Source organism: Micromonospora sp. ABR4_055 (assembly GCF_056160425.1).
On sequence record NZ_JBSWXD010000075.1, the window covers coordinates 1 to 15123 of the forward strand.

The 15123-nt window shown below is 69.1% G+C and carries 11 protein-coding genes; 2 read left to right on the forward strand and 9 right to left on the reverse strand.

Annotated features, from left to right (window positions below; genetic code table 11):
• Positions 1 to 431 precede the first annotated feature (431 nt).
• Positions 432 to 626: a DUF397 domain-containing protein gene (locus ACXAHD_RS18050; protein WP_416627906.1), complete on the forward strand. Its 195-nt coding sequence runs from the start codon at positions 432 to 434 to the stop codon at positions 624 to 626.
• 648 nt (positions 627 to 1274) lie between these two features.
• Here ACXAHD_RS18050 and fxlM (ACXAHD_RS18055) read toward each other — a convergent pair.
• The 8 genes from fxlM (ACXAHD_RS18055) to fxlM (ACXAHD_RS18090) form a co-directional block, all read right to left on the reverse strand.
• Positions 1275 to 2480: a methyltransferase, FxLD system gene (gene fxlM / locus ACXAHD_RS18055; protein ID WP_475051842.1), complete on the reverse strand. Its 1206-nt coding sequence runs from the start codon at positions 2478 to 2480 to the stop codon at positions 1275 to 1277.
• A 195-nt stretch (positions 2481 to 2675) separates the two neighbouring features.
• Positions 2676 to 3389 carry a transposase gene (locus ACXAHD_RS18060; protein ID WP_289211591.1) on the reverse strand — a complete coding sequence of 238 codons (714 nt, stop codon included), beginning with the start codon at positions 3387 to 3389 and terminating at the stop codon, positions 2676 to 2678.
• A gap of 78 nt (positions 3390 to 3467) precedes the next feature.
• Positions 3468 to 4286: a hypothetical protein gene (locus ACXAHD_RS18065; protein ID WP_475051844.1), complete on the reverse strand. Its 819-nt coding sequence runs from the start codon at positions 4284 to 4286 to the stop codon at positions 3468 to 3470.
• Between the two features lie 38 nt (positions 4287 to 4324).
• Positions 4325 to 5416: a thiopeptide-type bacteriocin biosynthesis protein gene (locus tag ACXAHD_RS18070; protein WP_289211593.1), complete on the reverse strand. Its 1092-nt coding sequence runs from the start codon at positions 5414 to 5416 to the stop codon at positions 4325 to 4327.
• A complete protein-coding gene (locus ACXAHD_RS18075; protein ID WP_289211594.1) occupies positions 5398 to 6642 on the reverse strand; it encodes a lanthionine synthetase C family protein in 1245 nt (414 codons plus the stop codon). The genes ACXAHD_RS18070 and ACXAHD_RS18075 overlap by 19 nt, the downstream gene beginning before the upstream one ends.
• A complete protein-coding gene (locus ACXAHD_RS18080) occupies positions 6639 to 9719 on the reverse strand; it encodes a lantibiotic dehydratase (protein WP_475051848.1) in 3081 nt (1026 codons plus the stop codon). Before ACXAHD_RS18080 ends, ACXAHD_RS18075 begins: the two co-directional genes overlap by 4 nt.
• A 67-nt stretch (positions 9720 to 9786) precedes the next feature.
• Positions 9787 to 9969: an FxLD family lanthipeptide gene (locus ACXAHD_RS18085; protein WP_289211596.1), complete on the reverse strand. Its 183-nt coding sequence runs from the start codon at positions 9967 to 9969 to the stop codon at positions 9787 to 9789.
• 58 nt (positions 9970 to 10027) lie between these two features.
• Positions 10028 to 11245, reverse strand: a complete 1218-nt coding sequence (gene fxlM, locus ACXAHD_RS18090) for a methyltransferase, FxLD system (RefSeq protein ID WP_475051851.1) — start codon at positions 11243 to 11245, stop codon at positions 10028 to 10030.
• Between the two features lie 648 nt (positions 11246 to 11893).
• Between fxlM (ACXAHD_RS18090) and ACXAHD_RS18095 the strand changes: the two genes are divergently transcribed.
• Positions 11894 to 13138, forward strand: a complete 1245-nt coding sequence (locus tag ACXAHD_RS18095) for a helix-turn-helix domain-containing protein (protein WP_475051854.1) — start codon at positions 11894 to 11896, stop codon at positions 13136 to 13138.
• Here the strand turns inward: ACXAHD_RS18095 and ACXAHD_RS18100 are convergent.
• Complete coding sequence (locus tag ACXAHD_RS18100; RefSeq protein ID WP_475051858.1) at positions 13110 to 14846, reverse strand: S9 family peptidase; 1737 nt, start codon at positions 14844 to 14846, stop codon at positions 13110 to 13112. The two genes, ACXAHD_RS18095 and ACXAHD_RS18100, sit on opposite strands and share 29 nt — an antisense overlap.
• Positions 14847 to 15123 lie beyond the last annotated feature (277 nt).

The window sequence follows — 15123 nt, forward strand, 5'->3', positions numbered from 1 at the left end:
AGAAGCGTCAGAACTCCTATCCTTCCAGTTCAGAGGGCACTTTCTATAGCCGGGGTCCTGCCGGTCCGACCTTCATCGGTGGATCGAGGCTAAGGGATGCGTAAATATCTGCCTATGGCCGTCTTCACTTTGCAGGCGGCACTGGGCGCTTTGCACTGGGTTGATGCGGGATGGCGTGGTCATCATCGCGTGGTTGAGATCAACTAGAAATTCCTGGCGTGGTGCCATCTTGGTACACTCGGTGTCCCTGGCGATCTCGTCTCGATCGGATCGTGCAGGAAGTCGCCGCGTCGCCGCAGATGGGATCACGCCGAGGGCTGGCATGCGTCGCACTTCGAAAGGTATTCGCCGTGACATCATCACACCCCCTTCACTTCTCATGGTCCACACCGGAAGACCCGGTGACTGTTCCCCCGCGCAGCGGGACCGAGATGGAAATTCCACCGATCTGGCGACGGAAGAGTTCGAGTTGTCTCGACGACCACTGCGTCGAAGTCGCGTTTCACGGCGATCGGGTGGACGTCACCAGCTCGGGTGTCCCCGCACCGCGCCTCACGTTCACCCCCACGTCATGGCACCGGTTCGTGTCCGGTGTACGGACCGGAGGGCTGCGCCCCGGCGACTGAGCCACCAGAGGCGGGTGACGGCGCTGTCGACCCGTTCCCGCACGCCACCCGGGTTGACGGTCGGACGAATACCGGCGGCGGTGCCGCTACCATGATCAGTAACCATAGGCGATTACCTGTGGTGACCGTCCAGGCGTGTCGCAGCGAAGTCGTTCAGCGATGACTCCCTTCCCCCTCAGGCGTGACATCCCGCCGGCCACCTTCCGTTCACTGAACGCGATGGTAGGTGGTTTTGTAGCATAAATACACAGCTGGACGCCGCGTCGCGACTGACCGATAGGGCCATGCCGTCCTGATCAGCGCCGCCCCGGCACCCGGCGACACCACACACCGCCGATCAGTAGGCCGCTTCCACACCCGGTCAACCCTGATCGACGACTCAACAACCGGCTACATTGCGTCACATCCGACTGGTGATCGCGTTAGCCGTAGCGGGCTCGCGCACCCTATCGGTACGCCGCGACTCAGCCCGGCCGCGCGCATCCACCCTCCACTGACGGTGGCCGACCACCTCCCACAGACAGCAGGCCAGCAGAATCACGCCGGGCTCCAGAACCGGAAGACACCGGTCCGCCGGGGCGTGCCGCCCATCGGCGACATACTCCGATGGAGTCGGCCAGGCGGCCGCTGGAACGCCGCACAGGGCTGTCACGGCCACGAGACCGCCACCACCCCATGGCGTTTCGGCGCACACCACCCGCGCGGCGTACCCCCGTCGCCATCACCTGGGATGTACTCGATGCGCGCGGCCCCTCGGCGGCGGTAACCGGCCGCCCACCGGCGCAGCAGGTCGAGGTACCGCTCGGCCACGTCCTCGGCGTTCGGTCCGTGCGCGTAGACGCCGCTCTCCCACCCGCCGGTGTCCTCGTTCCCGCGTTTCGTCCGGTAGGCGAAACTGCCCGCCTCGACCAGGACCGCCGCGCCGACAGTCACCGCCGGCGTGAACACACCCCGGTCGACCAGCGCCTGGCTGGCGTGCAGGAACGGCACCAGCGGCCCGCTGGTCACCACGAACAGCTCCAACTCATCAGGCAGGTCGAACGCCGCCCCGGACCACCGTGCGATCCGCCGCCCATGGATCGCCCCGCGAAGCGCCGGCACGTCGAAGCCCGGGTCGGGCCCGTCGACCCGCAGCGCCGCGTCACCGGTGACCGGCACCACCGTGTCGGTGAACGTGCCCTGGCCCTGCATCGGCACAAAACCGCCGAGACAGTAGCTGCGGGAGACCAGGCGGGTGCCGACGCGGTCGAACGCGACACAGCGGGACAACCCGGCAAACCGCAGCGGCACGACGATCCTGCCGCGCCCGGACAGTTGGTGGATCCACGCCGGAGGGATGTCCCACGCCCCGACCGTCACGATGATCCGGTCGTACGGCGCGTGCTCCGGCACACCATGCTCGGCGTCGGCCCGCACGACCCGTACCCGCCCGTAACCGGCCGACCGCAGACACCGGCGCGCCCGCGCGACGATCTCCGCGTCGATGTCCACCGACGTGACGGAACCCTCGGGGCCGACCAGCTCCGCGATCAGCGCCGCGTTGTACCCACCCGAGCCGATCTCCAGAACCCGCATCCCCGGCTCGATCCCGGCCTGCTCCAGCATCACCGCCTGGATGTGCACGGCGGACACCGAACTCAGCGCGGCCCCGTCGGAGCCGACCTTGGTCACCAGCGGCGTGTTCGAGTCGTACACCGCCTCCAACGGCTCACCAGCTGCGAACAGATGACGAGGCACGGTCGAGAACGCCGCAGCCACGGCGTCGGAGACGATGACGTCCTCCCGCAACTCGGCGACCATCGCCGCCCGCAGCCTCGCCTGATCCCCGACACCCATCTCGCCCGTCACGGTCATGCCGTCGCACCTCTGCCTTCTGGTCGAAGTCGCCGATCAAAGCCCGACACCGCTCCCCGGGGGGATCTGGGCCGCCGATGGGTCTGACACGAAATCTCGGTGACTGGGTACGGGCCTGTTCGGCTCGGCTGGCTTGTGGAAGCGGGTCGAAGCGGACGGTCAGCCCGAGGCTGTCGGCCTCGCGGATCATCCGTTTCATGGCGCGTTCGGGGTCACGCTTGGTGAAGTAGTCGGCTCCGAGGTCGGTGAAGGTGGTCTTGTCGGTAGGACGTGCCAGATCGCGATGGCCAGCTTGTGCATGACGGCCGCGAGGGCTTTCTTCCCGCCACGTCGGGCGGCGATCCGCCGGTAGTACACCCCGTAGTAGGAGTTCCTGTCGCATAGGGCGGCGAGGGCCGCGACGCCGAGGATGCGTTTGGTGACCCCGGCTGACTCGTTCATCCCGGGACAGACCCCGATCCACGAGGCCAGATGCCCGGCGGTGGCGAACCGGGTCATGTCGCCGCCGGTCTCGGCGAGGATCATCTCCGCGGCCCGGCGGCCCACACCGGGCGGGGAGTCGAGGTTGTCGATGTCGTCGTCGTGGCCGGCGGTCAGGTCGGCGATCCGCTGGTCCAACTGTCCGACGAGCCGGTCGAGGTGCTCGATCTGGGCCAGGTAGTGCCGACACATCCAGCCGTGGTGGTCGGTGAACGTGCCGTCCAGGGCGGCGACCAGGTCGAGGGTCTTCTTCCTGGCCCGGCCGACAGCGAGTCCGGCCAGCACCTGTGGATCGCGTTCGCCGGCGATGAGCGCGTCGATGATGGCCCGTCCGGTCGTACCGACCACGTTGGTGATGACGCTGGTCAGCTTCATCCCGGTGTCCTCCAGTTCCTTCTCCAGCCGTTGGATCTCCTGCCCTCGGGCCACGGTCAGCTCGGTGCGGCGGCGGGTCAGGTCACGCAGCTCACGGATCCGGCGGCCGGGGACGAGGGCGCGGCGGCGGGATCATCGGCTGGCCCCGGTGCCCGCCGATAGCGCCCTGGCGCGATGGTGCAGTGGCGCGGCGAGCGCTGTGTTGATTCCGTGTTCGCAGGCGTGCAGGAGTTCGGTGATGACGACGAGTTCGGCGTGGCGGCCGGCGGGGGTGTGGAGCAGGTCGGTCAGGTGGTGGCTGATGTCGGCGGCTGCGTCCGGTGCCAGCAGGCTGTAGGTGTGCAGAGTCGCGGCGTCGTAGCCGGCGGGGGCGAGTCCCCAGCCTTCCCAGTCGAGGATCTGTAGTTCGGGGGCGCAGAGGTTCGCGTAGTGGAAGTCTCCGTGGGCGGTTGTCCAGGGTTGCCCGGGGTGGTCGTTGGAGGGGATGCCCAGGTAGTGCGGCATCGCCCAGGCGAGGAATCCTGGCTGGACGGTCATCCGGATGGTGTTCACCGTCGCGATGGTCGTGAGGGCGGTGCCGACCGTGGCCCACCAGCCGGATGTCAGGGCGGGTGGGGTGGTGATTGCGGCGTGGTCGGCGATGGTGCCGGCCGTGGCGTGTTCGTACAGTTCGGCGCGGTAGGTCCAGGTGCCGTCGGTCCAGTCGTGCCAGCGCAGCAGCCGGGGTCGTGGTACCGCCGCCGGTATCGCGCGGTGGGCGTCGATGGCGCCGTTCCAGAAGGTGTCGATGAGCTGGTCGATGGGTGTGGCGGCGACTCGGAGCCATCGGCGCCCGTGGTCGGTGGTGACGGGTGCGCCGAGGGTGCGGCCGTGCCAGCCCCAGGCCTCGTGGGCCTCAGGGTCTGGGTGTGTGTGGAGGGCGCGGCGGGCGTGGGTGTGCGCGGTCCGCATCCGGTGGACGGTGGCGGGGTCGTCGGGTTCGGGCCACATCACCGGCCTGCCCTGGGAGCTGTCCCGGGCGGGTTCGTGGTGTCGAGGGTGGCGGTGGCCGCGGCGTGGGCGAGGACGGACTGGGCGGTGGTAGTGAGGCCGAGTCGGTTCCAGTGGAAGACCAGATGGTGGGCGAGGACGTCGCGCAGTCCCCGGCGGAGCGCGCCAGTGCGCGCGAGGCGGGTCAGGGCGGCGCCGGTGTCGTGTGCGGCGGTCAGCCACGGGTCGACCTGACCGGTCAGGTCCCGGTCGGCGGTGTGGGTGACGGCCTGTCGGGGGTCGAGGGTGAGGGTGTGGTGGACCTTGGCGGTGATCTGAGGGAACCGGCCGGGGTCGTGGTGGTCAGGGTACAGCGGCCGCATGGCTGTCACCCGGTGCCAGATGTCTCCTTGTTCGTGCCAGTCCTGGTCGGCGGCGCGTAGCAGGGTGCCGCAGAGCAGCAGGGACAGTTCCCGGGGGCCGAGCGTCGGGGCCTGTTGCTGGCGTCGGGTGTGGCGGTGGTGCAGGTAGGTGAGGATGTGGGTGCTGTCGGCGTGGAAGAAGCGGTGGGCCACGGCCATGGCGGCGTGTCCGCCGAAGGCGTGGGTTTCGGGTTCGTAGACGCCGGCGGACCAGCCGGTGATCGACCCGTGTGATGCCAGGCCGTCGAGCAGGCGGGTCACGAAGGCTCGGAGCTGGTGCTGGTGGCGTCGGTCGGTGTGGAGTCGGAGCCGCCAGTACGGCGTTTTGCGGATGTACCACCAGGTGTGGAGGATGCCGGCTGTTTCGGCGTGGCGCAGGTGTGGTCCGAGGGCCGTGACGGCGGTGTGTTCGGCGGTGGGCGGGTCGGGGAATTCGATGTTGGCCTGGTACCAGGCGTGGTCGATGGGTGTGGTGAGGGCGGCGCGGCCGGCGGTCTGGTACCGCTCGGCGGCGTCGATGAGGTCGGCGATGGGGACCGGGACGCGGGCCGCGGCGGTCGCCGCTGGTGTGCCGGTGAGCAGGGCGAGCACCGCTGACTCCGGCACCAGTGCGGCGGTGTCCGGGTCGCCCTGCCGGTGCGCGGAGGGGTCCGGGTCGGTCGCGTGGGTGGTCAGGTGAGGAGCAGGCATGCGTCCCAGTCCGAGGTTGGTGGGGTGCCGTGCGCGACTGCGGTCAGGGCGAGCGCGGCGCCGGTGCGGCCGTCGAGGAGGCCGTCGGCGGGGTGGTCGTCCATCGACAGATGGTGGAGGAGGCGGTCGGTGAGGTGGGGCAGGTGGGCGGCGACTGCCGGGGTGGTGGCGTCGACGGCGGTGCGCCAGGTGGTCAGCAGGAGGCCGGCCCAGCCGTGGCAGAGGCTGGTGTCGGTGACGTGGTCCAGTTGGCGGGGGTCGGTGAGGCAGGCGGCGAGGGCGTGTTCGGCGAGGTGTCGGCGGTGGGTGTCTGCGGTGGCGAGGCCGGCGAGTTGTTGGGCGCGGGCGATGCCGGGGGTGCCGTAGCACCAGGACGGGCGCAGCGGGCCGGTCTGGGTGGGCCGGTGGGTGCGGTGGTCCTGGGCGGTGATCCATTGGGGCCACCAAGCTTGGCCGTCGTGGTCGTGTTGGCACCAGGTGTCGAGCCAGTGGCAGATGCGGCCGATGGCGTCGAGGTGGCCGTCGACGGTGATGCCGCGTCGGGCGGCGTGTGCCAGGAGGGCAAGTGGGCCGGTGATGCCGTGGGCGAGGCCGAGGTTGGCGTGGCCGCCGGGGAACGCCGCCGAGGTGGCGGCGTGCGGGTCCTGGAAGGTCCACCAGCCCGGCCGGGTGACGCCGTCGTGGCGGATCGGTTCGGTGAGTCGCACGAGGTACGCCAGGACGCGGGCGAGGGCGTCGTCGCCGGGGGTGTGGCGCAGCAGGTGGGCGCCGATGCCGGTCAGCCCGCTGATGAGGTCGTACTCGGCCAGTGTCGGCAGCTGTCGGGCGGTGATGCGGTGCATCGCCTGGTCGACGCGGCGATGGGTGAGGGTGGCGACGGCACGGTCGAGGGCGTGTCGGGCGCCGGTGTAGCGGCCGCCGGTCGCGGTGGCGGTGAGGTGCAGGGCGTAGGCGATGGCGGGTGCGCCGCGGTAGAGGCTGCTGTCGGGGGTGGCGAGCACGCCGCCGTCGACGATCGTGGTCAGCCAGTGGTGCGCGGTGGCCCATGCGCCGGTGCCGGTGGCCGCGCGTTCGATGTGCAGCAGGGCGGTTCCGACGGCGCCGTCGGCCAGGTTCTGGGCGTGTGCCGGCGGGGGCGGCGGGTCGGGCGGTGGTGTGAGGTGGTCGGCGACGGCGCGCGCCGCCGCGGCGGCGGGCCGTAGTACGGCCAGTGGGCTGGGCTTCATTGTGGTGGGTCGGGGTGCAGGGCGGACCAGCGCAGGGCGGCGGCGCGCGCGAGCCGACGGGTCAGCCGTTCCCGGCCGGGGTCGATGCCGTGCACGCGGACGCTGTGCAGGTGCAGCAGGGACGCCAGGACGGGCAGCGGGTCGCGTTGTACGGCGAGGTGGCGACGGTAGTCGGCGAGCGCGGCGCGGCGCCGCTGCCATGCGGCCCACAGGGCGCCGGTGTCGTCAGCGGTGCGTAGCGCGGCCCAGTCGCCGCTGAGATCGGCAAGGCGGACGGCGGCGGTGAGGACGTCTCGCGGGGTGGGTGCGGTCTCGTTCGGCAGGCCGGTGGTGAGCCACCGCATCGCGGCGGCGGTGTCGCCGGTGAAGCCGACGGCGATGTCGACGAGACTGGCCGCGGCGAGTGCCGGCGCCCCGAGCGTGGACGACGAGACGATGTCCAGTTCGGCCAGGGCGGCGGCGGAGTCGGCGACGAAGACCTGCTCGGCGGCTGCCATCGCCGGGCCGTGGCCGTAGCGGCCGGTCTCCGGGTGGTAGGTGTCGAGCTGGAGCCGGGACAGCAGCCGCCGGCGGCGCAGCCGGGCGGCCCAGGCGCCGACCTGGGCGGCTGCGGGGCCGTAGGCGTCGGCGTGGGGCAGTCGTACCCGGAGCCGGACGTGGTGTTCGGGGTCGCGGTAGGGCAGGAACCACCACGGCAGTGGTGCGCCGGTGTCGGCGAACAGGTCGGGCACCTGCTGGAGGACGTCGGCGGTCCGGTCGGCGGCGGTGTACAGCTTCGCGTACAGCCAGGGTGAGTCGCCGGGCAGGTGCCCGTCGTCGCGGTCGGAGACCCGTATCCGGTCCAGGGCCGGCGTCGGCGTCGCCGGCGCGGTGGACGTCAACGCGACGGTGATCTCGTGGGCGTGGCCGTCGAGCCAGCCGAAGGCGTCAGCGGCGGGTGCTTCGTCGAGCCGGGCCTGGCCGTGCCGGTCGAGGTGGACCCGCAGCAGATCGGCGTGCAGGGGCTCGGTGAGGTCCAGCGGCAGCACGTTGTCCGCCTCCACCAGACAGACCCGGTCCGGCATCCGGAACCGGCGCCGCCACCCGGCGAACGCGTCACGCCACCGCCGTGGCGGCGTGTGCCGGGGCGGCAGATCGGCGGCGGTGAGCCGCCACCGGGCCGGGGCGAGCACGGTGCGGCCGTACCGCACGCGGGGCAGGAACGGCAACGCGTCCGCGACACCCCACGAGAACGGCATGTAGACCGCGGTGCGGGCGCGCGGCAGCTCGCACAGGAACCGGGCCATCGGATGGCTGAAGTGGCGGAACTCGACCGCGTTGAACACGGTCGGTTCGATCAGCGCCCCATGGCGCAGCGACACCAGGAACAACCCGTCGCTGTCGCCGCCGACGGCGAGGTCCATGACCCGCACCGGCCCGCCGCCGTCGGTGAACTCACCGACGGTCAGCAGCGTCGGCAACATCCGCGGGGCGCAGGCCAGGGGGTCCGACGACGCCCGCAGCGGCGGAACCGACAACTGGGCCGGCACCGCCCCACGGCGTACCGTCGCCACCGCCGCGTAGCCGGCGCGGAACCGGTCCCGGTCGACGGGGTCGAGCAGGTGCAGGAACCGGCCGGTGGTCGCCCCGGCGGCGCGGGCCGCCCCGGACACCACCAGCGTGTACCGGTCCCGGCGCAGGGCCGCCACGCTCGCGGCATGAACCGCGACGAACAACTCCACATGCGGCGGCGGCCGCAGCAGCGGGTCGTCCGGGCCGGCGAGGTCGGCCACGGTCTGATCGTCGAGGCTGATCTCGTCGGCGCCGCCCATCGTGGCCTGCTGCGCCAACCGCAGCAGACCCCGCTCCCGGTCGGTGACCGGCGTGGCGGCGACCGACCGGTCCGAGCCCCGGTAGGTGGCGGGCAGCCCGAGTCCGGTCGCCGGGTCGGTCACCTCGGCCAGCGGCACCACCGCGCCGACGCCGTAGCGTTCCAGGAACGCGGCGTGATACTCCTCCCACGGCGGCATTCCGCGCCGGTAGGGCGACAACCGGGTCAACGCCGCCGCGGCGGCGCGGGCGTGACGCGTCACGGTGTCCGGCAGGGTGACGGCGACATCGAGGCGCAGATCCACCGCGACCGGCCGGCCCGCGCCCGCCCACACCTGCCGCATCCGAGCGGCCAGGTCCGCATCGACGCCAGGCACCGCCGCCGCGGGGGTAACCCCTGGATGGTGTCGCCGCAGCTGGTCGGCGACCGACCGCAGCGCCCGGACCGTCTCGGCCGCCTCCGGCACTGCGTCGGCGTCGACCGCTGTGAGCCGGTCCACCACATACGCCAGGCCGTCGGGGGCCGTCATCGGTGGCCGCAACGCCGTCAGCAGCACCCGTGCCCGTACCAGCCGCAGGACCGCCGACTCGGCCGCCATCGAACCGCCGCCCAGTTCACCGCGCAGATTGTCGACCAGTTCGGCGACGACGATCGGCGCACGCGCCAGGTCGACCACGGCGTCGACGGCCGCGCTTCGGCGCACCGACACGTCCACCAGACCGGACACACCCCGCCCCGGTCCGTCGCCTGCGGCGGCCCGTTGGCATGGCACGACCACACGATCCTCATGCACATCGGCACAGTCGTTGACCATGACCGGCAGACGACGCAGCAGCGGCGGACACCCCTCCAACAGGGTGATCACCGCGTCGAGCCACTGCCCGTCCGGACGGGACACCGGCAGGTGCCCACGCCCCCACCACACCGTGGGCTCCGCGCCGATCACCGCTGGCGCGACCCCGGCGAACAACGCGAACGGTGTGCTCCGCCCGCCCGCCCGCAGCAGATACCGCGCCACCGACTTCACCGTCCGCCGCAGCCGACGCGGGTCGGTGTCGCGACCGGCACGAACACGGGCGACCTGCCCGGCCAGCTCCGCAGACGCGGCCTCGATGGCCCGTGCGAGCGACTCGCGGCTCCACACCTGCCGCAGCCAGTCACCCACCTCGCCGGCCTCGACGTCGTCCAGGTCCGGCCAGGCAGGGAGATCCACGGTGGTGGGTTGGGCCGATGCCCGCAGCAGCACCGCGTCCATGACCTGGTACACCGAAGTCCTCCCGGCGGGTGGAGGCGGGCCCGACGCTCGTCCGCGCCGGGCCCACCGGGACAGGGGTTCAGGACTGGCAGCTCGTGCAGGCCGACGCGCAGGTCTTGCCGCAGTTGTCGCTGGTGCTGCGCAGCAGCTCCGGGATCACCGGCCCGGACTCGATGAGGCTGATGTCGAGGTCGAACAGGTCGTCGTCGGTGTCCGCCCCGCCGCTGGCGGCGGCCGGGACGGACGTGATGGTCGTGGACATGGCGGTGGTTCCTCCCTTGTGCTGATTTGAGGGTGGGACGCCTGGTCCTGCTTGCCGGTCAGGGCCAGGAGATCGTGATGGTCGTGTGCCGCTTCGGGATCACCCGCGCACCGGGCGCCTCCTCGACGACCACCGCACCGGGAACGACGCTGATACGGGCCGGACCGCCGTGCCGGTGGTCGCGGTCCCACACCCGGATCTGCTCGATCAGCGTCGCGGCGAGACTCTCCGCCTGCGCGCCGTGCGCGTAGGCGCCGAACTCGTAGACATCGCCCCGCCCTTCCACCTCGCGGAACGTGACATAGGCGAAGCCGGCGTCGCCCAGCACCGTCGGTGTGGCGATCGGCGACGCCGGATCGACCAACGCCCGGGCGGCGTCGGTCCGCGCCCGGCTGAGCAGACAGAATCGGTCCACACACGTGGCCAGCCACAGGAACAGGCCGTCGAACGACTCCGTCCCACCGAACGTGACGCCCGACCACACCTGCGTCCTCGGCTGCCGCACCGCCGCACGTAGCGCCTCCACATCCACCGGCACGTCGTCGTCGAACCGCAGACCCACCTCGTCGCCGTGCAACGTCACCAGCCGCTCCGTGTGCGCCCCGGCACCCTGCACCCCGACAAAGCCCGCCATCTCATGCCCGACACTCACCAGCCGGTCGCCGTCACGAACCAGCGCCACCGAACGGCTCAACCCCCGCAACCGCAACGGCACCACCAACCGGCCGCCGTCGGACAACTGCTCCGACCAGGCCGGCGGCACGTCCCACACCCCGACCGTGACGATGATCCGGTCGAACGGCGCCCGCTTCGGCACACCGTGCTCAGCGTCGGCCAGGACCACGTTGACCCGCCCGTAGCCGGCGACGTCCAGGAACCGGCGCGCCCGCCCGGTCACATCCGCGTCGATGTCGACCGTCGTGACCGCACCGCCCGGCCCGACCAGCTCCGCCATCAACGCCGCGTTATAGCCACCAGAACCAACCTCCAGACACCGCATCCCCGGACCGATCTGCGCCTGCTCCAGCATCACCGCCTGCAACCACGGCGCGGACACCGAACTGATCGTCACCCCGTGCTCGTCACGCTTCGTACGGACGATGTCGTTCGCGTACGCCCGCTCCGATGACACCTCCGGAGCGAACAGATGCCGAGGCACCACCCGGAACGCCGCCTCCACCTCAGCAGACGCAATCGATCCCCCGGCCAGCAGTTCCCGAACCAACGCCTCCCGGAGACCATCGACCTCCGCCGAGTCATCCGCCACTACATCCATCACGTCAGAAAGCCCTTCCAATAGATCATCAGAACAACTGCCGAGAAGCGCGAGCACTGACGCAGGCCTGGTCCGCACACCAGCGGCTGTTACGGCTACGAGACCATGACGACGCTGCGCGCCACCCTGCAACACCGCCCGCCGGCTGCGCCCCAGTTGTGCTCGATACGCGCGGCCGCATACCGGCTGAATCCTCTGCCGCCCGGACGGCTGCGAGGTCGGCATCCGCTCGGCCACGTTATCCGCACACGGTCCGTTCGCGTAGACGCCGCTCTCGTACACGCTGGCGGTGGCATCGTTCTCGCGTTTCGCCTGGTGGGCGGGACTGCCGTCCTCGACAAGGACGGCAGCTTCGGAGGACGCCGCTCGGGGTAGATGCACCTTAGTCGACTGGGGCATGGTTGGCCCGCCTGCGTCTAGCAAGCTCCCCATCCTGCAGCCGAGTTCCATGAAGAGAGCAAACCCAACGCGCGGGGTTCTGGGCAGGGGGCAGATGCGGACAACTGGATGTGTCCGCATGGCGGTCGCAGGCGTTGCTCGTCGTCCCCTGTCTCATCGACAATGAACCCCCGTTGGCGATGCATGGCAGGTAGGAACAGGCGGTGAGCGGTGGGCCAAGCCCCAAGAACGCTTGAGCCGGGACGGTCTGTGCAGCACTTTCTCGGTGCGGAGGTCCGTCGCCTGCGCCAAGAACGCGACATGTCCCAGGCGGACCTCGGCAGAGCGTTGTTCGTGCACAAGGACCTGATCCGCAAGATCGAGGCGGCGGAGCGAACAGCTTCAGATGATCTGGTCGAACGATGCGATGTAGCGCTCGCCGCCGGAGGGGCGCTCCGGCGCTTGATCCCGATGCTGCAGCGTGAACGCGGGCTACGAGCGGGCCGAGACACAGGGAGCAGGACACAGGGGTTCCGCTCCGAGGCTACCGATCGACCCGTTCTGGACTGGCTACTGGCGTCTGCCTTGGACGTAGGGTACTCACGCGTCTCCGATGACGAGAGCTCCAAGGCGGCGCTGAGACTGCAGGAGCTCCGAACCGCTGACCACACTCATGGTGCCGGCCGGATCTACTCGAACGTAACCGACATCCTGGGGCGGGAACTCGACATCCTGGCCTCTCAGTCGCCGCTTATAGCAACGGGATTCCTCGAACTCGCAGGATACGAAGCGGTCGACCTCGGGGCGGACGGTACAGCGCAGCAGCACTACCAGCAAGCCTTGGCGATCGCTACAAGAACCGGAAACCACCTGTACGGCGGATACATCATAGCTGTCAGCCTCGCCCATTTGGCACTGCATTGCGGAGACCCAGACCAGGCCGGGCGCCTCGCCACCGCCGCACTGCGCGGCACCGAACGTCAGACCACGCCCGGTGTACGGGCGGTCTTCCGCACTGTGCTGGCCCGTGCTCAGGCAAGACGCGGCGATGAGGCTGCCTGCGCCGCAACGCTGCTTCAAGTTGAGTCTGATCTTGCTCGGAGCATTCCCTCGGACGAGCCGTCCTGGATCGCCTACTTCAGTGAAGCCGATCTCGCCGATGAGAAGGCCCATTGCTTTTATGATCTCGGCCTTTATGAGCTCGCGCAACGCGAAGTTTCCCGAGCGGTTGCGAAACTGGAGCCGAGTCGAGTGAGACGTCTGGCGATAGACACCGCGCTCCACGCTTCGTCCCTCGCGCGATCGCGCCAGATTGACCATGCATGCACAGTTGCACGACAGGCAATCGACCACGCCGTAAAGCTCAATTCGTTTCGCAGCTCTCACCGCATCGTACTCATGCTCGCCGAGCTTCACCCCTACACGGATCTTCCCGCCGTGAGGGACCTAGGCGAATACGCAGCGGCTCAGCTACCCACCCTGATCGCTACGGAAGGGAGTGTCCGCCATTCCTGATTACGTCGAGATAGGCTTGAAGTTCCGCCTCCAACGCCACCGATATGGCGGTGGGCGTAGATATATAGTGCCCGACGCCGTCGAGTGCCAGCATGCCGGACAGCCGTCCTCGGCGATCGAGTGCCGTCGCCAACTCGACCACCTCATTTATTGGCGCAACATCATCCCGACTGCCGTGGATTAGCAGTACGGGGCATCTTACTCGATCCGGCGTGACGCGAGCGCCGTCGGAGGAAAGAATCCTCGCGTGCGGCCGCTGAAAACGGGGCGCCGTGACCATCCATTTCACCGGGTCGACAATCGCCGACCTGGCTACAGCCAACAGGAATGGTCCGTCCTCGCACGCCGCCCGGAGCGCGGTAAAGCCGCCGGCACTCGCACCTGAGATGAACACGCCGCTAGGGCACGCTCTGCCTGTCGCAAGTAGATGCATCGCCACAAGACGACAATCCTCGACATCAAGTCGGCCCCACTGGCCGTCCAAAGACTTGCGGAACTCTCGACCGTATCCAGTGCTTCCGCGATAGTCGACATCAGCCACTGCGAACCCGCGACTCGTGAAGAACTGCACCTCCCAGTCCAATCGGAGATCGCTGTGGTAAGTCGGCCCAGGATGCGGTCGGACGATCATCGGCGCTGGGCCATGCTTGCTCGTTGGCGGATAGAAGAGGACGGTCAAATTGACATCACGAGAGGGTACCTGGATTGTTTCCGGGACAGAGATGGAGGCGGCTTCCGTGACACTCGCAGCGCCCTGTCGAATGACTTCCAGCTTGTCGGAACCGTCGGTCGACACCAAGGCAATCTGCTGCGACGAGGTCGGGGATGCGCCGATAAGCGCAATCCTGTCGTCGATCGCGGCGACATGGGGCTTGATCGCGGTGTAAGGCAGGCTGATGGGGTTCATGCGACCGTCAGGTTCGACAATAACCAGTCCGAACCTTGGTCCACGTTGAAAGACCAGGCCGATTCGTCGCCGCGGAAGAATTACGTAGTTGGCATAGCTGGACTCCCACGGTGCGGCAGCACATTCGGCAACCATCGGCGCTATCTCATCCGCTTGTCCATTGCGCCAACGATACAGATTCCACCAGCCCGATCTGTCAGACAGAAAATACAAATTGCCATCGGCGTCCCACTGTGGCTGGACGACTGACTCGTCAGACCCTCCGGCGATCTTCACTTTTCGGCCGACAGGCCATCCTGGGCGATATTCAGCAACCCACAGTTCGCTTGAGTCCCAGGGCATCGCACCCCTGCCCCATTGAATCCAAGCTAGTTGTCCCGCCGATGGCCGAGGTGAGGCAAAGAATCCATTGGTCGCCAGCAAGACACGCAGCCCGCCCGACATAATGTCCACTGCAACTAATTCGTCTCCGGCCTCATCCTCGCGAACGCATATCAGTTCATCTGAATTTTGGGTGAGATCGCCATAGACATGCGCGGTTTTGGCTTTAGCAATGTCGACCGCTAGTAGCCCAGTGGAACCGTTCACCATCACCGCCCCGGCTGACGGGTGGATCGCGTAGGGCATACCGCCGTAGGCGTGCAGGCTGCTTCCAACGTTCGCCCCATCGAGGCGTGAGATGTCAACGTCCGGGGGATTCCACTCGGGTCTCCACGTCACTACCACGGCTCGGCCGCTCTCTGGTGACGACTCGACCCAGTGCAGCGCGCCGTCCATGCCGGTGAGCCAGTCGTATGACACCCGGGCCCGAGCCACCTGTCCAGCCGTCGGTGCCGATCCGCGAACGCTGCTATCCGCCACAGGCCACTCACCCCTCAACGTCGCCCGTAGCGATCACAGCACGAATCGGACCAGAAGCGCGACCACCCTGGGGCTTCGTCGGCAGATGCGGACAGTCTCCGTGTCTGCGTCAGCGGTCTAGCGACGGACCAAAGATACCGCCTGAATGGACTCACGACCTCGCCGTCGTACATCGACAGGGCTGCTCCCGGCGGTTCGTCGGCATTACGAACCATGC

Bases quoted from the DNA above. Each gene is read 5' to 3' on its own strand.
- ACXAHD_RS18050 (WP_416627906.1), top strand. From the start codon at position 432: ATGGAAATTCCACCGATCTGGCGACGGAAGAGTTCGAGTTGTCTCGAC.
- fxlM (WP_475051842.1), bottom strand. From the start codon at position 2,480: ATGACCGTGACGGGCGAGATGGGTGTCGGGGATCAGGCGAGGCTGCGG.
- ACXAHD_RS18065 (WP_475051844.1), bottom strand. From the start codon at position 4,286: ATGCGGACCGCGCACACCCACGCCCGCCGCGCCCTCCACACACACCCA.
- ACXAHD_RS18070 (WP_289211593.1), bottom strand. From the start codon at position 5,416: ATGCCTGCTCCTCACCTGACCACCCACGCGACCGACCCGGACCCCTCC.
- ACXAHD_RS18075 (WP_289211594.1), bottom strand. From the start codon at position 6,642: ATGAAGCCCAGCCCACTGGCCGTACTACGGCCCGCCGCCGCGGCGGCG.
- ACXAHD_RS18085 (WP_289211596.1), bottom strand. From the start codon at position 9,969: ATGTCCACGACCATCACGTCCGTCCCGGCCGCCGCCAGCGGCGGGGCG.
- fxlM (WP_475051851.1), bottom strand. From the start codon at position 11,245: ATGGATGTAGTGGCGGATGACTCGGCGGAGGTCGATGGTCTCCGGGAG.